This is a genomic window from Pseudotabrizicola sp. L79 (assembly GCF_036553525.1).
Lineage (GTDB): Bacteria > Pseudomonadota > Alphaproteobacteria > Rhodobacterales > Rhodobacteraceae > Pseudotabrizicola.
The window spans coordinates 22,213-40,628 of the sequence record NZ_JAZHDA010000053.1; the positions used below are offsets into that span (position 1 = coordinate 22,213).

19 protein-coding genes and 1 tRNA gene are annotated in these 18,416 nt (G+C 63.7%); 15 read left to right on the forward strand and 5 right to left on the reverse strand.

What is annotated here, in order from left to right:
- The first annotated feature begins 83 nt into the window (after nt 1–83).
- Nucleotides 84–512 (forward strand): VOC family protein, encoded by a 429-nt coding sequence (locus V3C85_RS15015; RefSeq protein WP_331796082.1) that lies wholly within the window; start codon nt 84–86, stop codon nt 510–512.
- Nucleotides 513–630: 118 nt separating this feature from the next.
- Here the strand turns inward: V3C85_RS15015 and V3C85_RS15020 are convergent, their stop codons facing one another.
- The 4 genes from V3C85_RS15020 to V3C85_RS15035 all read right to left on the reverse strand — a co-directional run bounded on the left by V3C85_RS15020 (nt 631) and on the right by V3C85_RS15035 (nt 5,699).
- Nucleotides 631–1,167, reverse strand: coding sequence for a sarcosine oxidase subunit gamma (locus V3C85_RS15020; RefSeq protein ID WP_331796084.1), 537 nt, complete (start codon nt 1,165–1,167; stop codon nt 631–633).
- On the reverse strand, nt 1,160–4,060 hold the full coding sequence (locus tag V3C85_RS15025; RefSeq protein ID WP_331796086.1) for a sarcosine oxidase subunit alpha family protein: 2,901 nt from the start codon (nt 4,058–4,060) through the stop codon (nt 1,160–1,162). Before V3C85_RS15025 ends, V3C85_RS15020 begins: the two co-directional genes overlap by 8 nt.
- Nucleotides 4,057–4,320: a sarcosine oxidase subunit delta gene (locus V3C85_RS15030; protein ID WP_331796087.1), complete on the reverse strand. Its 264-nt coding sequence runs from the start codon at nt 4,318–4,320 to the stop codon at nt 4,057–4,059. The genes V3C85_RS15025 and V3C85_RS15030 overlap by 4 nt, the downstream gene beginning before the upstream one ends.
- A 128-nt stretch (nt 4,321–4,448) precedes the next feature.
- Entirely contained in the window at nt 4,449–5,699 is a 1,251-nt protein-coding gene (locus V3C85_RS15035; protein ID WP_331796088.1) for a sarcosine oxidase subunit beta family protein, read from the reverse strand.
- Between the two features lie 439 nt (nt 5,700–6,138).
- On the opposite strand from V3C85_RS15035, the gene V3C85_RS15040 reads away from it, so the two are divergent.
- From V3C85_RS15040 to V3C85_RS15050, 3 genes are read left to right on the forward strand one after another with little or no spacing between them, the layout of a single operon-like run.
- Nucleotides 6,139–7,833: a pilus assembly protein TadG-related protein gene (locus V3C85_RS15040; protein WP_331796089.1), complete on the forward strand. Its 1,695-nt coding sequence runs from the start codon at nt 6,139–6,141 to the stop codon at nt 7,831–7,833.
- The gene (locus tag V3C85_RS15045) at nt 7,830–8,366 is read left to right on the forward strand and encodes a TadE/TadG family type IV pilus assembly protein (RefSeq protein WP_331796091.1); all 537 of its coding nucleotides are present in this window, start codon (nt 7,830–7,832) and stop codon (nt 8,364–8,366) included. The genes V3C85_RS15040 and V3C85_RS15045 overlap by 4 nt, the downstream gene beginning before the upstream one ends.
- 11 nt (nt 8,367–8,377) lie before the next feature.
- Nucleotides 8,378–8,983, forward strand: a complete 606-nt coding sequence (locus V3C85_RS15050) for a TadE/TadG family type IV pilus assembly protein (protein ID WP_331796092.1) — start codon at nt 8,378–8,380, stop codon at nt 8,981–8,983.
- A 2-nt stretch (nt 8,984–8,985) separates the two neighbouring features.
- Here the strand turns inward: V3C85_RS15050 and V3C85_RS15055 are convergent, their stop codons facing one another.
- Entirely contained in the window at nt 8,986–9,474 is a 489-nt protein-coding gene (locus tag V3C85_RS15055; RefSeq protein WP_331796094.1) for a hypothetical protein, read from the reverse strand.
- A gap of 177 nt (nt 9,475–9,651) precedes the next feature.
- Between V3C85_RS15055 and V3C85_RS15060 the strand changes: the two genes are divergently transcribed.
- From V3C85_RS15060 to ribD, 11 genes are all read left to right on the forward strand, one after another.
- A complete protein-coding gene (locus tag V3C85_RS15060; protein ID WP_331796096.1) occupies nt 9,652–9,927 on the forward strand; it encodes a hypothetical protein in 276 nt (91 codons plus the stop codon).
- A gap of 75 nt (nt 9,928–10,002) precedes the next feature.
- A complete protein-coding gene (locus V3C85_RS15065; protein ID WP_331796098.1) occupies nt 10,003–11,307 on the forward strand; it encodes a homoserine dehydrogenase in 1,305 nt (434 codons plus the stop codon).
- A 3-nt stretch (nt 11,308–11,310) separates the two neighbouring features.
- Entirely contained in the window at nt 11,311–12,006 is a 696-nt protein-coding gene (locus V3C85_RS15070) for a ceramidase domain-containing protein (protein WP_331796099.1), read from the forward strand.
- Nucleotides 12,007–12,083: 77 nt separating this feature from the next.
- Nucleotides 12,084–13,049, forward strand: coding sequence for a class II fructose-bisphosphatase (gene glpX, locus V3C85_RS15075; protein ID WP_331796100.1), 966 nt, complete (start codon nt 12,084–12,086; stop codon nt 13,047–13,049).
- Between the two features lie 116 nt (nt 13,050–13,165).
- Nucleotides 13,166–14,911, forward strand: a complete 1,746-nt coding sequence (recJ, locus tag V3C85_RS15080; protein ID WP_331796101.1) for a single-stranded-DNA-specific exonuclease RecJ — start codon at nt 13,166–13,168, stop codon at nt 14,909–14,911.
- A 105-nt stretch (nt 14,912–15,016) separates the two neighbouring features.
- Nucleotides 15,017–15,091 (forward strand) — tRNA-Glu (locus tag V3C85_RS15085).
- Between the two features lie 277 nt (nt 15,092–15,368).
- A complete protein-coding gene (locus V3C85_RS15090; protein ID WP_331796102.1) occupies nt 15,369–15,551 on the forward strand; it encodes a YodC family protein in 183 nt (60 codons plus the stop codon).
- Nucleotides 15,548–15,805, forward strand: coding sequence for a DUF6953 family protein (locus tag V3C85_RS15095; RefSeq protein ID WP_331796103.1), 258 nt, complete (start codon nt 15,548–15,550; stop codon nt 15,803–15,805). Before V3C85_RS15090 ends, V3C85_RS15095 begins: the two co-directional genes overlap by 4 nt.
- Nucleotides 15,806–15,817: 12 nt before the next feature.
- The gene (locus tag V3C85_RS15100; protein WP_331796104.1) at nt 15,818–16,105 is read left to right on the forward strand and encodes a hypothetical protein; all 288 of its coding nucleotides are present in this window, start codon (nt 15,818–15,820) and stop codon (nt 16,103–16,105) included.
- A gap of 690 nt (nt 16,106–16,795) precedes the next feature.
- On the forward strand, nt 16,796–17,263 hold the full coding sequence (nrdR, locus tag V3C85_RS15105; RefSeq protein WP_331796105.1) for a transcriptional regulator NrdR: 468 nt from the start codon (nt 16,796–16,798) through the stop codon (nt 17,261–17,263).
- A 26-nt stretch (nt 17,264–17,289) separates the two neighbouring features.
- Nucleotides 17,290–18,375, forward strand: a complete 1,086-nt coding sequence (ribD, locus tag V3C85_RS15110; protein WP_331796806.1) for a bifunctional diaminohydroxyphosphoribosylaminopyrimidine deaminase/5-amino-6-(5-phosphoribosylamino)uracil reductase RibD — start codon at nt 17,290–17,292, stop codon at nt 18,373–18,375.
- The last annotated feature ends 41 nt before the right edge of the window (nt 18,376–18,416 follow it).

Here is an 18,416-nt window from a genome sequence, read left to right on the forward strand (position 1 = left end):
GTTCCGGGTGGATTGCTGGCCTTGCCCTCTCGCCTTTCGCGGCAGAGCCCCTAGTATTGGGTCAGCGACACAAGGAGCCTTTGATGAGCATCACCTATCTTCACACCATGGTCCGGGTGCTGGATCTGGACAAGAGCATTACCTTTTACCGCCTGCTGGGGCTGGAGGAAACGCGGCGCTATGACAATGAAGGCGGGCGGTTCACGTTGGTCTTCATGGCCCCGCCCGGCCAGCCCGAATGCCCAGTGGAATTGACCTATAACTGGGATGGCGATGATGGCCTGCCGTCTGATAGCCGCCATTTCGGCCATCTGGCCTATGAGGTGGATGACATCTATGCCATCTGCGCCCATCTGCAGGCCAATGGTGTGGTGATCAACCGCCCGCCGCGCGATGGCCGCATGGCCTTTGTGCGCAGCCCCGACAATATCTCGGTCGAGTTGTTGCAAAAGGGCAAGGCGAAAGAGCCGCAAGAGCCCTGGGCCAGCATGGCCAGCACCGGGCATTGGTAAAAAAGGGAAAGGGGGGCTGTCTGCCCCCCTCTGGGCCTTTGGCCCATTCACCCCCCGAGGATATTTGGAAACAGGTGAAAAGCCGGGCAGGTTTTGCCCGGTGTTTTCTTGTGGCGGATCAGGTCAGGCTAAGCCGGGCCTCGATCTTGATCAGCGCGTCTTGCAGTTCGTGCCAGGCCGTGCGCGCCATCGAGCGGAAGGTCATCAGCCGAAAGCTGTCGGGGCCTTCGCAGATCAGGATCAGGGGCAGGTGGTTCAGGCCGCAGCGCGCGGCCTGCCCGGCCTTGGCGGCGCGCAGGTCAAGCGGCACAAGGCGGGCCAGCACCGCGCGGGCCTGCGGGCCCGAAAGGGTAAGCGTGACCCAGGCATCGGATTGATCGGTGATCGCGGCCGGCAGAGCGGCGGGCGGCTCGGCCCCGATGAGAAAGGCCAGATCGCGCCCGGCCCAGACCAGCCGCGCGCCCGCCTTTTCAGACCAACTGTTCGGCGCGGGAAAGGCAAGGCCCAGGGGTTTGAGCGCCTTGGCAAGGGCCTTTTCCTGCCCCGGAAAGGGGGCGATCGAGTGAACCGGCGTCCACTCGGCCTCGGCCAGGGAGGTGGCGGCATGGGTCAGGGGCGCATGGCCCAGGGCGGGTTTGGCGATAAGATCAGGCACGCAGTTTGCCTCCTGTCGGGTCGTGGAAGACCGGATCGGTTACGGTGCACAGCACATCAATGCCGCGCAGGCGATCGACCAGACGGATGGTTTCGCCATGGCGGGCCCGCCCGTTGCGCAGGAAGCCAAGGCCAAGATGGCTGGCAAGCGTGGGCGAGTAGCCGACCGAGGTGACATAGCCTGCCGAATGGTCGCGCGTCAGGTCATCGCCCTGGGCAAAGAGATGCGCGCCTGCTGTGATCGGCCTGTCGGTCAGGGGTTTGAGGCCGACAAGTTGTTCGCGCTGGGGGCCGGTCAGGCCGGGGCGTTGGGCAGCGGCCTTGCCGATGCAGTCTTTCTTGGGGCTGATCATCTTTTCCATGCCGATGTCAAAGGCCGTGGTGCGGCCATGGATTTCGGCATGGGTGATAAAGCCCTTTTCAATGCGCAGGACGTTCAGCGCCTCTATCCCATACAGCCCGCCGCCCATGGTTTCGGCCCGCGCCGTCAGGTCGCGAAACAGCGCCTCGCCATAGCGGGTGGGAACGGCGAGTTCATAGCCCTGTTCGCCGGAAAAGGAGATGCGGAACAGCCGGGCGGCCACGCCCTGAAGGGTGACAGGGGTGCAACCCATGAAGGGCAGATCGGGGGCCTGCCCCAAGGCGCTGGCCAGAAGGTCGCGCGCCCTGGGCCCTGCGATGGCGAATTGCGCCCAGGCCTCGGTGACCGAGGTGAAGCGCACATCCCAGGTGGCGCAAAAGGCCTGATGCACGAAATCAAGGTGGCGCATCACAAGGCCAGCCGCGGCGGTGGTGGTGGTCATCAGCCAGTGCTGTTCGCCCAGACGCGCGGTGGTGCCGTCATCCAGCACATGCCCGTCTTCGCGCAGCATCAGCCCATAGCGCACGCGGCCCACCGGCAAGGTGGAGAAGGTGTTGGTATAGACGAGATCAAGGAAGCGGCCCGCATCGGCGCCTTGGATGTCGATCTTGCCCAGTGTCGAGACATCGGTGACGCCGACGCTTTCGCGCACCATCGCCACTTCGCGGTCGCAGGACTGGCGCCATGTCGTTTCCCCCGGTTTCGGGAAATAGCTGGGGCGATACCACAGGCCGGCCTCGATCATGGGGGCGCCCCGGTCGCGGCTGGCCTGATCCGAGGTGAGAAAGCGTTGCGGGGCAAAGCCCGCCGCACGCCCCCCTGCCCCCATGGCGGCAATGGACACAGGGGTAAAGGGCGGGCGGAAGGTGGTGGTGCCGGTTTCGGGAATGGCGCGGCCGGTGGCATCGGCCAGAACGGCCAGCGCGGCCACGTTCGAATTCTTGCCCTGATCGGGGGCCATGCCTTGGGTGGTGTAGCGCTTCATATGCTCGACCGAGCGGAAGCCCTCTTGCGCGGCAAGGGCCACGTCCTTGGTGGTGACGTCATTGGCAAAATCAAGCCAGGCGCGCGACTTGCCCGGAACGGCCCAAAGCGGCTGGAGGGAATAGGCGGCATCCTCGGCCCGGGGCGGGGCCATGTCGGGCAGCGACAGGCCCAGATCGGCAAGGCTGCTGCGCGCGGCGGCAAGGCCTGCGGCAAGGCAGCCATGGGTGGAAAAGCTGCCGTTGGCGGCACCGGCGGCCAAAAGGCCGGGAACGGCCCCGTCAGACGGAACAAAGGCGGCAAGGTCTTCGGACCAGCGCGGGCGGCCATTCATGTGGCATGTCAGGTGGACCGAGGGGTTCCAGCCCCCAGACATGCCAAGGCAGTCGGTGTCGATGCGGAAATCAGTATTGCCCTTTTGCACCGTGATCTGGCGCAGGCCCAGCCGCCCCTTGGTGCCGATCACCACAGCACCCTTGTGCACGGTGGTGCCCGGTTCGTCCGGGGCGTCGGGGCGGCTGTCGATGATGGCGACAACCGGCACGCCCGCCGCCATCAACTGACGCGCAGCAGTGCGGGCGCTGTCGTTATTGGCAAACAGCGTGATCGCCTTGCCCGGCACCACGCCATAGCGGTTCAGGTAACTGGTCAGGGCCGAGGCCATCATGATGCCGGGGCGATCATTGTCGGCAAAGGCAATCGCACGTTCCAAGGCACCAGCCGCCAGAATCGTGCGGCGCGCGACGATGCGCCAGAAACATTCGCGCGGCAGATTGGGGCGCGGGCGGCGGTGCAGGCCCACGCGCTCTAGCGCGCCATAGGTGCCGTCGTCATAGGCGCCGGTCACCGTGGTGCGCGTCATCAGCCGCACATTCGGCAGGCTGGACAATTCGTCCAGCATTGGGGCCAGCCAGTCGGGCGCAGCACCATCCGACAACAGCCGCCCCCCCGGTTCAGCCCCTTCGTCGGCCAGGATCACATCGGCCCCGGCCCGGCCCGCGGCCAGCGCGGCCATCAGGCCGGTCGGCCCAGCGCCAATGACCAGCAAATCACAATGCGCCCAAGCCTTTTCATAGCTGCCTTCGTCATGCTTGCCCGACAGGCGACCAAGCCCCGCCGCGCGGCGGATCAGCGGCTCATACAGCCCTTCCCAGAAACGGCGCGGCCACATGAAGGTCTTGTAGTAAAACCCCGCCGAAAGGAACGGTGCGGCCAGATCGTTGATCTGCATCACATCCCAGTTCAGCGAAGGCCAGCGGTTCTGGCTGCGCACGGCCAGCCCTTCAAACACCTCTTGCACCGTGGCGCGGGTGTTGGGGGTGACATTGGTGGGGCCCACCACTTCAAGCAGGGCATTGGGTTCTTCGGACCCGGCCGTCAGGATACCGCGCGGGCGATGATATTTGAAACTGCGCCCGACCAGACGCACATCATTGGCAATCAACGCCGAGGCCACGGTATCGCCGCGATAGGCGGGATAGGTGACCCCGTCAAAGGTAAAGCTGACCGGGCGGGTGCGGTCGATGCGGCCTTTGCCGTCAATCCTCATTTCGCACCCCCGGCCACGGCGTCAACCGCCAGAATTTCATGCGTGATCGTGTTGCGCGTGACCCGCAGCCAGGCGCTGCACCCCTGTTCGTGATACCACAGATCCTGCGTCACCCCGGCGGGGTTGTCGCGGTTGTGCAGATAATCATCCCAGTCTTGCGCCGGGGCATCGGCTGCGGGGCGGTTCAGGTAATCGGCGGCGCCGTAGTAATAAAACTCGCGCCGGTCGCGGGGGCCGCAATGGGGGCAGGTCAGGCGCATGGGGCGGAACCTTTCATCGGGGCAGGCTGGTGGCCGAGCGCGCAAGGGGGGCGCTGCCCCCCCGGCCCTGCGGGCCTCACCCCCGGGATATTTATGAACAGATGAAGTGGCGCGGTTCGGATCATGGGTCAGTGCAGGTTGTGCTGGCTGCCGGTGCCTTCCTCATCGAGGAGGTGGCCTGTGGCGAAGCGGTCAAGCCGGAAGCGGCGGGCGACGGCATGGGATTGGCCGGTGGCCATGAGGTGGGCCATGCACCAGCCCGAGGCCGGCACAGCCTTGAACCCGCCATAGTTCCAGCCGCAATCGAGGAACAGGCCGTCAACGGGTGTCTTGTCGATGATGGGCGAGCCGTCGGGCGACATGTCCATGATCCCGCCCCAAGAGCGCAGCACGCGGGCGCGGCCGATCATCGGCATCAGGGTCATGCCGGCCTCCATCACATGTTCGACCATGGGCAGGTTGCCGCGCGACGCGTAAGAGGCGTAGAAATCGAGATCGCCCCCAAAGACAAGGCCGCCCTTGTCGGATTGGCTGATGTAGAAATGCCCCATGCCAAAGCTGATGACATGGTCGATCACGGGCTTCAGACCCTCGGTCACAAAGGCTTGCAGGATGTGGCTTTCGATGGGCAGGCGCAGGCCCGCCATGGCGGCCACCTGCGAAGAGCGGCCCGCGACGACGATGCCCACCTTTTTCGCCCGGATCGCACCGCGCGTTGTTTGCACGCCGGTCACGCGGCCGCCTTCGACGTCGATCCCGGTGACTTCGCAATTCTGGATCAGATCGACGCCGCGCTTGTCGGCGGCGCGGGCATAGCCCCAGGCCACGGCATCATGGCGGGCGGTGCCCCCGCGCGGGTGCAAGAGGCCGCCATAGATGGGAAAGCGGGTATTGTCGAAATCGAGATAGGGCAGCAACTCTCGCACGCCATCACGATCCAGCAGGATGGCATCATCACCCTGGTTCAGCATGGCATTGCCGCGCCGGGCAAAGGCATCGCGCTGGCCATCGGAATGGAACAGGTTGATCAGGCCGCGCTGCGAATGCATGACGTTGTAGTTCAGCTCGGCCTCCAGCCCTTCCCACAGTTTCAGCGAGTGGCTGTAGAATTCGGAATTGCCGGGCAGGAAGTAGTTGGCGCGCACGATGGTGGTGTTGCGCCCGATATTGCCGCTGCCCAGATAGCCCTTTTCCAGCACGGCGATATTGGTCAGGCCGTGGTTCTTGGCCAGATAATAGGCGGTCGACAGGCCATGTCCGCCGCCACCAATGATGATGGCATCATAGTCGGCCTTGGGCGACGGGTCACGCCACGCGGGCCGCCAGCCCGTGTTGCCGAACAAGCCTTGGGTGATGACCCCCAGCCCAGAATAGCGCATCGCGGATGTTCCTTCCCTGACCGCCTGATCAAAGCGGGTCACGCGCAGATAAGCAAGAGGGCGAGCATATTCCTGCGCCATCTGCGACATCATCGGTCGCAGATGGTGCAGAGGGGCAAAAGCTGTGGCGGTTTCGCAAGCAGGGCGCTGGGGGGCGAAGAACGCCTTGGCGTGAGGGGTGAGGGACAGCGGTGATTGAGCAGATTCGCAACGAATCAGTCTAAAATCCACGGTATCTGCGCCCCCTGCCCCGGCTGGCTGTTGGCCAGCGGCGAACAATCAGGGGGCAGCGGGGTGATCGTTTCCTAGCGCCGCAAGTTCCCCGCCCCTGACAGGCCGATGCCACAATTTTGCCGCTGTATCCCGCTTTGGTCGAGGGGCGAAATTATAGCCAGAGTTCCGTGGGGGCGGAGCTTTTGGCCTGTGTAAGGATGTGGATATGAACCGCAAGACCGAAGCTGCCGCCGAACCGCGCGCCTCTGCCTGGGGCGACTTCCTGCGCAAGGAAGATGGGACTGTCTTGTTCTTTGCCGTCTGCATGATGTTGGTCATGCTGATGTTGGCAGGGATGGGCGTCGACATCATGCGCTTTGAAACTGTGCGCAACGAGTTGCAGCAGACCGCCGACCGGGCGGCGCTGGCCTCGGCCTCGATCACACAGGAGCTGGACCCCGACGATCTGGTCACAGATTACTTTGCCAAGGCCGGGATCGAAGACAAGCTGTCCAGCGTGCAGGTGACCACGGGCCTGAACTTCCGCACCGTGCGCGTTGAGGCGCGGGCCGACACCAACCCGATCTTCCTGAACCTTTATGGCAAACGCGCGGTCGATGAGATCGAGGCGCGGGCCCTGTCGGTTGCCGAACAGCGCATCACCAATGTGGAAATCGTGATGGTGCTGGACGTGTCGGGCTCGATGTCGGGCACCAAACTGGCCAATCTCAAGACCTCGGCCAAGGAATTCGTGAACACCGTCATCAATGCCGATGGCGAGGGACGCATCTCGATTGCGATCGTGCCCTATAACGGTCAGGTCAACATGGGGCAGGATCTGCAGAACCTGTTCGTAAACCGGATCGGCGATCACAACGTATCGAACGTCAACTGCTTTGACTTGCCTGCCTCGGTTTACTCGGGACTTGGCATGTCGCTGACAACCGAGCTGCCGGTGACGGGCCATGTCGATACTTATTCGTCAACCAGCTATACCAGCAGCTATGTCAGCACCTCGAACTCGAACGCGACACCCAATGCCAACAACCGTTGGTGCCCGGTTTCAACCCGCAACGTGATCTTGCCGCCCACCAACAACATCGCAACGCTGGAAAGCCACATCAACAACCTTGAATCGGTCGGCGCGACGTCGATCAATGCCGGGATGAAATGGGGCATGGCCCTGATGGACCCAGGCTCGCGCCCGATCATTTCGGCCATGGTGGCCAATGGCAAGACCCCGTCGAACTTCCTTGGCCGTCCCTATGAATATGTCGATGACGAGTCGATGAAGGTGATCGTGCTGATGACCGATGGCGAGCATTTCCCCGAAGAACGCCTGAACGACGGCTATCGCACCGAAAACTCGGATATCTATCGTGCCAACGATGGCTTGTATTCGATGTTTGACGACAGCAAGGTTGACAGCCGCAACTCGACCCGCCTGTGCAACAGCCGGCCGTTCTGGGTGCCGCATCTGGGGGCGTGGCATTCGCGCGCCTGGAATGGCACGTCGCCGTCGTCTTCGGCCTGCTATGTGCCATCAACCAGCACGTCGGGCGCCACGCGGCAGCGTTGGGATCAGTTGTGGGCCACGGTTCGGATGACTTGGGTCGCATGGCAGTTCTATGCACGCCCCAATGGCAACAGCAGCAGCGCCTATTACAACGCGATGGACATGTTCCGCACCAAGACCGAGGTTTCGGACATGAACAGCCAGTTGCAGGGGGTGTGCAGCCGCGCCCGTGCCGCCGAAGTGATCGTCTATGGCATCGCCTTTGAAGCGCCGACCAATGGCGCAGCCCAGATCGAGGCCTGTGCGACAACGACCAGCCATTACTTCAACGCCACCGGTCTGGAAATCCAGTCTGCCTTCCGCGCCATCGCCTCGAACATCAGCCAGCTGAGGTTGACCCAATGACATCGCGCTTTCACAGGGCCCTACGGCGCTTTACGCGCCACGAGTCGGGGACGGCGGCAGTTGAATTCACCCTGTCGTTCCCCTTGGTGCTGTTCATGTTCATCTGGGCGGTCGAACTAGGGCTGCTGATGACCAAGCAGGTGATGCTGGAATTCGCCGTTGATGTTGCGATGCGCGAATTGCGGTTGGGCCGGATGGAAAACCCGGATTCCGACACGCTGAAGGAAGACATCTGCGACAATGCCAAGATCATCGGCACCTGCCGCGACACGATCATGATCGAGATGACGCCGATCAACACCACCACCTGGGTGATGCCGGCAACCCCGGTCACCTGTGTGGACCGCGAAGAAGATGTGCAGCCGGTGGTGTCCTATAACCCCGGCACCCAGAACCAGATCATGCTGGTGCGGGTCTGTGTGATTGTCGAGCCGCTGTTCCCCGGCACCGGCATTGGCGCGATGCTGAACAAGGATCAGGATGGCGGCTATGGCATGGCGGCCCTGTCGGCCTTTGTGAATGAACCGTCTTGAGGATAATGACCATGATCAAGACATTGACCCGGAAACTGACCCAGCCCTTTCGCAGCTTTGCGCGTGAAGAAAAAGGGGCGATGGTGCTGGAAGTTCTGCTGACCATCCCGGTCTTTGCGTTCTGCACGATCGGCACCTATACCTATTGGGATGCCTTTCGGTCGCTGAACACCGCGCAGAAAGCCACTTACACGGTGGCCGACATGATCTCGCGAGAGACGCGGGAAATCAACACCACCTATCTGACCGGCCTGCATGATGTACTGCAATATATGGTGGGCGACGAATTGCCGGTGCAGATGCGGGTGTCCAGCATCACCTACAGCGGGGTGCGCAACCGGTTTGAGATTGACTGGTCGCGGTCGCCGAACAACGAACTGCCGCAACTGACCACCACCACGCTGCAAAGTCTGGTGCAGTATATTCCGATGCTGGCCGATGGCGATTCCATCGTGCTGGTCGAGTCGAACATGCAGTTCACCCCGGCGTTTCAGGAATCGCCCGCGTTTTTCATGTATGTCGGGGACGAGGTGTTCCGGCAGTTCATCGTGACGCGGCCGCGCTTTGTGCCAAAGATCTGCTTGCAGAACGTGGCGTGCAGCAACACCAACAGCTGACCCTATTTCTGGCCGATCATCTCGGACAGAACCTCGGCCATATAGCGGCCTTCGTGGCGGTGGGTCACGCCGCCCACGCCGATGCGATTGCCCGCCCGCCACCACAGGCCGGGCGCCCAGGCACGGGCGCCTGCTGTTCCGGTGGTGACAAGGGTGAAACCGCCCGCGGGCTTGAAGGCAAAGACGCCCCGTTCGACCGAGCGGATCTGATCGACCCGCGCCAGCACCTGCCCGGTTGTGTCGCGCAATTCCGTGCCGGTCAGCACCAGCCCGTTGGCCGTGCTGGCCCAAAGCCGCACCGCCAGCCACAAGATCAGCGCGCCCATGGCCAGAAAGGTCAGCATCGCTACTGGTGTGCCGGTCAGTGACCGGGTGGCCACGCCCAGAAAGAACAGCCCAAGCCCCCCCAGCACCGCCACCCCCACCACGCGGCGCGGGGCCGAAGGCTGCAAGCGGGCCAGAATGGTGGTGTCTGTCTGCTGCGGGGTCATCTCTTGCTCTCCTGTCGGCGGCGGGCGTTGCACCGGTGGCTTGCAAATAGGCCAGACGGGCGCTTGCGTCGAGATCAAAGCGCAGGGCCGGCTTGGCGGGCCTTGCCCTGTGGCCCGCCAGACTTTACGGTTTGGCCACAAGTGATGTGCCCCCGTTGGTCTTTGAAAGCTGCTTCCATGCCGCACCGCCCCTTTGAACGGATTCTGACCGCCATTACAGCGGGGCGCCTGATGGTGGTGGGGCTGTGCTTTGTCGTGGCCGGTTGCGCGACGATGCCAGCGCTGGACAGTGCCCGCGCCAGCCGCAGCGACGTGCCGCCCGCGACCTTGTTGCCGCTGGATCAGATTCTGGCGCAGGCAGAAACGGGCATGACGCAAGATCAGGCTTTGTCCGGGCTAGAGGCCCGCGCCGCCGCCCTGCGCGCCCGCGCCGCGCGGCTGCGCCTGATGTGAAACGCCGATTGGCCGCGTTGCCTTGCCCGGAAAGACGGGCTAAGAGCAGGGCGCAATCAGCCGACGGAGTTTCCCATGACAGCCCCTGCCCCGCCCCTGCGTATCGGTCTGGCCGGTTTGGGCACGGTGGGCATTGGGGTCGTCAAGATCGTGCAGCGCCATGCCGATCTGATCGCCGCGCGCACCGGGCGCGCAGTTGTGATCACCGCCGTTTCGGCCCGTGACAAGACCAAGAACCGCGATGCCGATCTGTCGGGCTATGCCTGGGAAACCGACCCGGTTGATCTGGCCCGGCGCGACGATGTGGATGTGTTTGTCGAGGTGATGGGCGGCCATGACGGCCCGGCCCGCGCCGCGACCGAGGCCGCGATTGCGGCGGGCAAGGATGTGGTCAGCGCCAACAAGGCCCTGCTGGCCCACCACGGCCAGGCCCTGGCCGAGGCCGCCGAGGCCAAGGGGGCCGTGATCCGGTTCGAGGCGGCTGTGGCCGGGGGGATTCCCGTCATCAAGGCCCTGACCGAAGGGCTGGCCGGCAACCGCATCACCCGCGTGATGGGGGTGATGAATGGCAGCTGCAACTATATTCTGACCCGGATGCAGAACGAAGGCCTGACCTATGAGACGGTCTTTGAAGAGGCCCGCCAACTGGGCTATCTCGAGGCCGACCCCAATCTGGATGTGGGCGGCATTGATGCAGGCCACAAGCTGTCGCTGCTGGCCTCGATTGCCTTTGGCACCAAGGTCGCCTTTGACAAGGTGGAACTGGAAGGCATCGGCAATGTCTCGATCGAGGATATCGAGCTGGCCGACGACATGGGCTATCACATCAAGCTGCTGGGCGTGGCGCAGCTGACAGGCCGGGGGCTGGAGCAGCGGATGACGCCCTGCCTTGTGCCCGCCGAAAGCCCGCTGGGCCAGTTGCAGGGCGGCACCAACATGGTGGTGCTGGAAGGCGACAGCGTAGGCCAGATCGTGATGCGCGGCCCCGGCGCAGGCATGGGCCCAACCGCCAGCGCCGTGATGGCCGATGTGATCGACCTTGCACGCGGGTTTCGCGTCTCCACCTTTGGCCAGCCCGCCGCCAGCCTGAAAGACCCGATTGCCGCCAAATCGGCCACGCCAGCGGCCTATTACCTGCGCATGACCTTGCTGGACAAACCCGGCGCCTTGGCCAAAATCGCCACCTGCATTGGCGAGGCAGGCATCTCGATCGACCAGATGCGCCAGTTGAACAAACCGGGCGAGGCCGACAACAAGGCCACCGTGCTGCTGGTGACGCACAAGGCCGCCCCGGCCGATATTGCACATGCCATGGCCCAGTTCGATGCAACGGGGGTGCTGATCGGTGCCCCGGTGGCGATCCGCATCGAAGAAGTCTAGGGGATGGACTGGCTGCAGGCCGTTGACATCTACTGCGAACGTGGCTCTGCCGGTTTTTGGGCCGAACCTGTCAATGCCCTGTCGAACCTGTCGTTTATCGCCGCCGCGATCTGGGCGGCGGCCACGGCGCAGGCGCGGGGCATCAAGGCCCCCATCGTCTGGCTGCTGATCACCATGGGCGTGCTGATCGGCATCGGATCTTTCCTGTTTCACACCTTTGCCAATCGCTGGTCTGAGCTGGCCGATGTTCTGCCGATCTGGAGCTTTGTCGCCGTCTTTGTTCTGACGGCGATGCATGTCATCGGCGGCATGCCCCTGCGCCGGGTGGGGATCTGGGCCTTTGGCATCCTTGGCGCTGCTGCAACGGTCGTTTTGTTCTCGGCCCTGGGCGAAGGCGCCCCAACAGGCGCAACTGCCCCCGATCCCCTGAACGGGTCGGGCCAATATGCGCCTGCACTGGCGGCGCTGGTGGTGTTTGCCGTGCTCTCGGCGCGCCGGGGCCATCCGGGCGCGCGCTGGATTGCGGGCGCAACCGGGGTGTTCCTGCTGTCGCTGATCTTTCGCACGATTGACCGTGACATCTGTGCCAGCCTGTCTTTGGGCACGCACTTTCTGTGGCATCTGCTGAATGGCCTGATGATCGGGCTGTTGCTGCAAATGCTGATCCGCACCGGCAAATTCACAGCCGATCCGGCCTGATAGCGCCACCAAGCTTGCCCGACCCAACGGCGCAGAGTATTGCAAACCGACCATTCAATGACGAAGGACTGCCGACCATGGCCAATGCCGCCGATTTTCAGGACCGTCTGCTTTCGCTGGGCCTTGCCCGTGTGTCCGAAGCTGCCGCCCTTGCCAGTGCGCGCCTGATCGGGCGCGGCGATGAAAAGGCAGCCGATCAGGCCGCCGTCAACGCCATGCGCGACCAGTTGAACCTTTTGGACATCGCCGGCGTGGTGGTGATCGGCGAAGGCGAGCGCGACGAAGCCCCGATGCTGTATATCGGCGAAGAAGTGGGCACCGGCAACGGCCCGGCGGTGGATATCGCGCTGGACCCGCTGGAAGGCACCACGCTGACCGCCAAGGACATGCCCAATGCACTGACCGTGATTGCCATGGCCCCGCGCGGCACCCTGTTGCATGCGCCCGACGTCTATATGGAAAAACTGGCCATCGGCCCCGGCTTCAAGCCCGGCACCGTGACCATGACCATGAGCCCCTCGGAACGCGTCTCGGCCCTGGCGGCAGCCAAGGGGGTGTCCACCGAGAACATCACCGTTTGCGTGCTGGAACGGCCCCGGCATGAAGAGATGATCGCGGAAATCCGGTCCACCGGCGCGTCGATCCGGCTGATCACCGATGGCGATGTGGCAGGCGTGATGCATTGCGCCGAACCGCAGGTGACGGGGATCGACATGTATATGGGCTCGGGCGGGGCACCCGAAGGCGTGCTGGCCGCTGCCGCGCTGAAATGCATGGGCGGGCAGTTCTTTGGCAAGCTGTTGTTCCGCAATGAGGATGAGCGTGGCCGCGCCAAAAAGGCCGGGATCAGCAATTTCGATCGTGTCTATACCCGCGATGATCTGGTGCGCGGGGATGTGATCTTTGCCGCAACCGGCGTGACGGATGGCAGCCTGCTGGCCGGCATCAAGCGCGAGCCGGGTTATCTGACCACCGAAACCATCCTGATGCGGTCCAAGACCGGTTCGGTGCGCCGGATGACCTATCGCAACCCGGTGAAATAAGGGCGGTGCCGGTTTCTGGTGGGAAACCGGCCAAAATCCTTTGAAGGATTTTGACGGGGGATGGCGATGCCATGCCCCGCCTTGCACTTCACGCGGCGCTGAGGCAAACCAGAGCCATGACCCAACGCGCCTTTCTCCATGTCGAGCAGTCGATCCTCGGTCGCCGCTGGGTCGGCCCCTCGGCCGAGGAGGACCGGCTGGCCGAGGCCATGGCGCAAGAAACACGCCTGCCGATGGCGCTGTGCCAGACGCTGGTGCGGCGCGGTGTGGCCCCTGCCGATGCGGCAGGTTTTCTGGCCCCCGCGCTGCGCGACCTGTTGCCCGACCCCTTGCTGCTGGCCGATATGGCCCCTGCCGCCGACCGCTTTCTGCAGGCCCTCTCAGACCGCCAGCGCATTGCCATCTTTGCCGATTATGACGTGGATGGCGGATCGTCCGCGGCTCTGCTGATGGTCTGGCTGCGGGCCATGGGGGCCAAGGCCACGCTCTATATCCCCGACCGCATCGACGAAGGCTATGGTCCCAATGTGCCCGCCATGCAGGCCCTGGGGCGTGACCATGATCTGATCATCTGCGTCGATTGCGGCACCCTAAGCCATGAGCCGATTGCCGCCGCGGGCTGCGATGTGATCGTGCTGGATCACCACCTTGGCGCCGAAACCCTGCCCCCGGCCGTGGCCGTCGTCAATCCGAACCGGCAGGATGAAGACGGCAGCCTTGGCCATCTCTGCGCCGCCTCGGTGGTGTTTCTGATGCTGGTCGAGGCCAATCGCCGCCTGCGCGCCACGGGCCAGACCGGCCCCGACCTGATGGCGATGCTGGATCTGGTGGCGCTGGCCACGGTTGCCGATGTGGCCCCGCTGATCGGGGTGAACCGCGCGCTGGTGCGGCAGGGGCTGAAGGTCATGGCGCGGCGCGAACGGGTGGGGCTGGTCGCGCTGGCCGATACGGCGCGGATGGATCAAGCCCCCACCCCCTATGCCCTTGGCTATGTGCTGGGGCCGCGCATCAATGCGGGCGGGCGCATCGGGCAGGCCGATCTGGGCGCGCGGCTGTTGGCGACCGACGATCCGCGCCTTGCCGCCAGCATCTCGGCCCGTCTGGAAGAATTGAACGCCGAGCGCCGCGAGATCACCGAGCGGGTGCGCGAAGAGGCGATGGCACAGGCCGAGGCGCGCGGGCTGGATGCGCCGTTGGTCTGGGCCGCCGGAGAGGGGTGGCACCCCGGCGTGGTGGGCATCGTCGCCGCCCGTCTGAAAGAGGCGTTCAACCGCCCCGCCGTGGTCATCGGGCTAGAGGGCGGCGAGGGCAAAGGCTCGGGCCGGTCGGTCGCCGGGGTCGATCTGGGCGCGGCGGTGCAGCGCGTCTCGGCCGAAGGGCTGCTGATCAAGGGCGGCGGCCACCGCATGGCGGCCGGGCTGACCGTCGATCAGGCCAGGCTAGAGCCCGCCATGGCCCGCCTGTCTGAACTGCTGGGGCGGCAGGGCGCGGGGCAAGAGGGCCCGCGTGAACTGCGGATCGACAGCCTGCTGATGACCTCTGCCATCTCGCCCGGCTTTGTCGAACAGATCGAGGCCGCAGGCCCCTTTGGCCAATCTGCCCCCGCCCCGCGCTTTGCCTTTGCCGATGTCGCGATCAGCCCGCGCCGGGTGGGCGAGCGCCACCTGAAGCTGACCTTTGGCGATGGCAGCGGCCCGCAGATCGAGGCCATGGCCTTTGGCGCCTATGACAGCCCGCTTGGCCCGGCGCTGGACCAACCCGGCCACCGCCGCTTTCACCTGACCGGTCGGCTAGAGCTGAACCACTGGGGCGGCCGCACCAAGGTGCAGCTGAAACTCGAAGACGCCGCCCCCGCAAAGTGACAGTGGCCCGCAAAGCACCAGTGGCCCGCAAAGTGACATGACTTGTGCATTTTTCCTCTTGCGAGTCAGAGGAAGGCCCAGTATTGACCGCCCCACGCCGAACGTGGCCCGTTCGTCTATCGGTTAGGACGTCAGGTTTTCAACCTGAAAAGAGGGGTTCGACTCCCCTACGGGCTGCCACTCAACCTATGCAAGTTATTGATTTCACTCAATAATCCGCAAGGTCGAAATTCTCTACCCACAATCTACCCATGACAGAATGACCCATGAAAGCGGCCCTTCGGGCGCTGCGACAGGCTGGAAACGATCACGCGAACGTGAACGCCCGGCTTGCGGCGCGGGTCGGCATGGCGAAAGACTTCGGCAACAACTTCGGCGGTTAACCACTAGCGCGACTTCAACGCTTCGCCTATTTTCGCACTAGATACAGTCCACTTTTGCGAGGTTAACACCACACATGGCTGCGAAATTCAAACCCGGCGACATTGTTCAACTGAAATCAGGCGGTCCCGCGATGACGGTCGCAAGCGATTTGACGAATGGTGGTCACTACTGCGAATGGTTCAAGGGCGCTTCAAGTGAGCGGTCTTTCTTTAAGCAAGAAACGCTTCAAGAATACGTCGCGCCGAAAAAAGCATGACGGAAGACGAAGCCGCCCGTTGGATGCTGGCAGAGTATGAACGCGACGGTTTCCTGTATCAGGAAGCCGCTGCAAGTCACTTGTTCCAGCTTCAAGATGAAACCCTAGCTTACTTCGACAAGTCTTCGAACCTATGCGTCGGCAAAGGCGTGTTGAAGATTTTCAACGACTTAACGCCGGAAGCGGTTTACGAACGTTCGGGCAAGTTCTGGCGCATTCGGCTTGAAACCGACCAGCCGGGGCGACAGCAGTAACGAAGGCATTTCATGGACAACGTGACTGCGGACATACTTACGGGCTTGGGTTTGGCGATAACCTTGGTCGGGGCATGGATCACGGCCCGCGCGGTCATTTTGAAGGAAGACGACGCAATCAACGTTGGGCTTGCTAGGTTCTCTGGAAAAGACCGCGAAGAAAACTTGCGTCTTCCTATGGTGCAGAACTTGCTTGCGTCTTCGCGCGGGGCGCGGCGTGGCTTGCTGTTCATTGCGGGCGGAACTGCGCTGCAAATCGTGCCGATAGCCGTTCGGCTATTTTCGCTGGCATTCGCATAAAAAAGACCCCCGAAACCTTGCGGCAACGGGGGTCAGGCAGCTTCCTCAGTGGCCCTGTGGAAGATCGTTAGAAGGCGGCTGCGGGGATACCCACAATATCGCCGTCGGGGTCGGAACCCGCAGCCTTGCTGGCTTGGCGCATCGCTTTCAGCCGAACTGCGGCGGTGGCGGACCTTGTGACGAAACTTCAAAGCGACGCGCCGAGCGAAAAAAATAGCCCCGGCGCATCACAGCAACTGGGACAGTCGGACCAAGTTGGCCTGTGGGTTTCAGCAAGAGGCTTCGGGGATGCACCCGACGCATGGGCCGGCGAAAGAGATGATCAGGCTCTGTGCGGGCAAGCTGCATTTTGCCGACAGCGTGCTCACCTCGGACTTCGGTGGCTCTATCGAAGAGCGGCAGAGGCTGCGCAAACCGAACTGACGACCATCGCAGCCACAGCTTGAAGCCCATGATCTTTGATCTGCTGTGACCACAGATGCACCACAGATGCACCACCCAGAAACCACGGAAAACCCACAGATCGCCGCCGGGTCTGAGTCCGCAGCGCCACACATTGTCCACCAGATCAGGGGGCCAGAATTCCGCACTAGGCGAAATCGACGATTTGCCCCTATAGTCTGTGGGTAAACACCCGGGGCACACCGGGGTTTGAGGCAGGCATAGAAACGACAAGCAAGGAGGGGGCCCATGCGCTGCCCATTCTGCGGCAATATCGACACCCAGGTAAAGGACTCGCGTCCGGCCGAAGATCACGTCGCCATCCGGCGCCGCCGCTTTTGCCCGGCCTGCGGGGGCCGGTTCACCACCTATGAACGCGTGCAATTGCGCGATCTTGTGGTGGTCAAAACCAGTGGAAAACGCGAAGATTTCGACCGTGACAAGCTGGAACGCTCGATCCGCATCGCCATGCAAAAACGCCCCATCGACCCCGAGCGGATCGACCAGATGATCTCTGGCATCGTGCGCCGTCTGGAATCCCTGGGCGAAACCGACATCCCCAGCCGCACCATCGGCGAGATCGTGATGGAAAGTCTGGCCCGGATCGACACCGTCGCCTATGTGCGTTTTGCCAGCGTTTACAAGAACTTCCAGGCGGCAGACGATTTCGACAAATTCGTCAGCGAACTCCGGCCCGGAGAAAAGGCCGACGAGTGAGCGTCTCGGACGCCGACCTGTCGCATATGTCCCACGCCCTCGCGCTTGCCGCGCGGGGGCTTGGCCGCACATGGCCCAACCCCGCCGTCGGCTGTGTGATCGTGCGCGAGGGCCGCATTCTTGGCCGCGGCTGGACCCAACCCGGAGGCCGCCCCCATGCCGAACGCCGCGCGCTGGATCAGGCGGGCGACGCGCGTGGTGCCACGGCTTATGTCACGCTGGAACCCTGCGCCCATCACGGCAAAACCCCGCCCTGCGCCCAGGGTCTGATCGACGCAGGCCTGGCCCGCGTGGTCACAGCCCTTACCGACCCAGACCCCCGTGTTGCCGGGCGCGGCCACCAGATGTTGCGGGACGCAGGGATCAGCGTCACAGAAAATGTGCTTTCCGATCAGGCGCGGCAACTGAACGCCGGCTTTTTGAAACGCGTGACCCAGGGCCTGCCGATGGTCACGCTGAAACTCGCCACCACACTCGACGGTCGCATCGCAACAGCCGCAGGCGAAAGCCGCTGGATCACCGGGCCACTGGCACGGCGTCATGTCCACATGCTGCGCCTGACCCATGATGCCGTCATGGTCGGCTCTGGCACCGCGCTTGCCGATGACCCCGACCTTACCGCCCGCGACATTGGTGCCAGCCACCAACCGATCCGAATTCTGCTGGATCAGCACTTGCGCCACAGCCCCGACAGCCGCCTTGGCCGCAGCGCGCCCCACAGCCCCGTCTGGGTGCTGCACGCGGCCGGGGCTGCTGCGCCCCGCCAAGCCGCTTGGCGCCAAACCGGCGCCCACCTGCTGGCCTGCCCCACCCTTGCGGGCCATCTGAACCTAAGATCAGCCCTCGGCATCCTTGCCGAACAGGGCCTGACCCGCATCCTTTCAGAAGGCGGCGGCACGATTGCGGCGGCGCTTTTACGCGACGATCTGGTGGATGACATCGTGCACTTCAGCGCCGGCACCCTGATCGGCGCCGAAGGCACCCCGGCCCTTGGCCCCCTCGGCCTGACCGCACTGGCAGATAGCCCGCGCTTCGCCCTCTACAGCCAGCACCGCATCGGCCCCGACGCCATGACATATTGGATCAGACCTCAACCCCCTGTATCCGCGTGATAATTTTGTGGCAGATGGGGCGGGGGCAGCACGTGCAGCCC

Coding starts and splice junctions, on each gene's coding strand:
- V3C85_RS15015 (WP_331796082.1), top strand. CDS start 84: ATGAGCATCACCTATCTTCACACCATGGTCCGGGTGCTGGATCTGGAC.
- V3C85_RS15025 (WP_331796086.1), bottom strand. CDS start 4,060: ATGAGGATTGACGGCAAAGGCCGCATCGACCGCACCCGCCCGGTCAGC.
- V3C85_RS15030 (WP_331796087.1), bottom strand. CDS start 4,320: ATGCGCCTGACCTGCCCCCATTGCGGCCCCCGCGACCGGCGCGAGTTT.
- V3C85_RS15035 (WP_331796088.1), bottom strand. CDS start 5,699: ATGCGCTATTCTGGGCTGGGGGTCATCACCCAAGGCTTGTTCGGCAAC.
- V3C85_RS15040 (WP_331796089.1), top strand. CDS start 6,139: ATGAACCGCAAGACCGAAGCTGCCGCCGAACCGCGCGCCTCTGCCTGG.
- V3C85_RS15045 (WP_331796091.1), top strand. CDS start 7,830: ATGACATCGCGCTTTCACAGGGCCCTACGGCGCTTTACGCGCCACGAG.
- V3C85_RS15050 (WP_331796092.1), top strand. CDS start 8,378: ATGATCAAGACATTGACCCGGAAACTGACCCAGCCCTTTCGCAGCTTT.
- V3C85_RS15055 (WP_331796094.1), bottom strand. CDS start 9,474: ATGACCCCGCAGCAGACAGACACCACCATTCTGGCCCGCTTGCAGCCT.
- V3C85_RS15060 (WP_331796096.1), top strand. CDS start 9,652: ATGCCGCACCGCCCCTTTGAACGGATTCTGACCGCCATTACAGCGGGG.
- V3C85_RS15065 (WP_331796098.1), top strand. CDS start 10,003: ATGACAGCCCCTGCCCCGCCCCTGCGTATCGGTCTGGCCGGTTTGGGC.
- V3C85_RS15070 (WP_331796099.1), top strand. CDS start 11,311: ATGGACTGGCTGCAGGCCGTTGACATCTACTGCGAACGTGGCTCTGCC.
- glpX (WP_331796100.1), top strand. CDS start 12,084: ATGGCCAATGCCGCCGATTTTCAGGACCGTCTGCTTTCGCTGGGCCTT.
- recJ (WP_331796101.1), top strand. CDS start 13,166: ATGACCCAACGCGCCTTTCTCCATGTCGAGCAGTCGATCCTCGGTCGC.
- V3C85_RS15090 (WP_331796102.1), top strand. CDS start 15,369: ATGGCTGCGAAATTCAAACCCGGCGACATTGTTCAACTGAAATCAGGC.
- V3C85_RS15095 (WP_331796103.1), top strand. CDS start 15,548: ATGACGGAAGACGAAGCCGCCCGTTGGATGCTGGCAGAGTATGAACGC.
- V3C85_RS15100 (WP_331796104.1), top strand. CDS start 15,818: ATGGACAACGTGACTGCGGACATACTTACGGGCTTGGGTTTGGCGATA.
- nrdR (WP_331796105.1), top strand. CDS start 16,796: ATGCGCTGCCCATTCTGCGGCAATATCGACACCCAGGTAAAGGACTCG.
- ribD (WP_331796806.1), top strand. CDS start 17,290: ATGTCCCACGCCCTCGCGCTTGCCGCGCGGGGGCTTGGCCGCACATGG.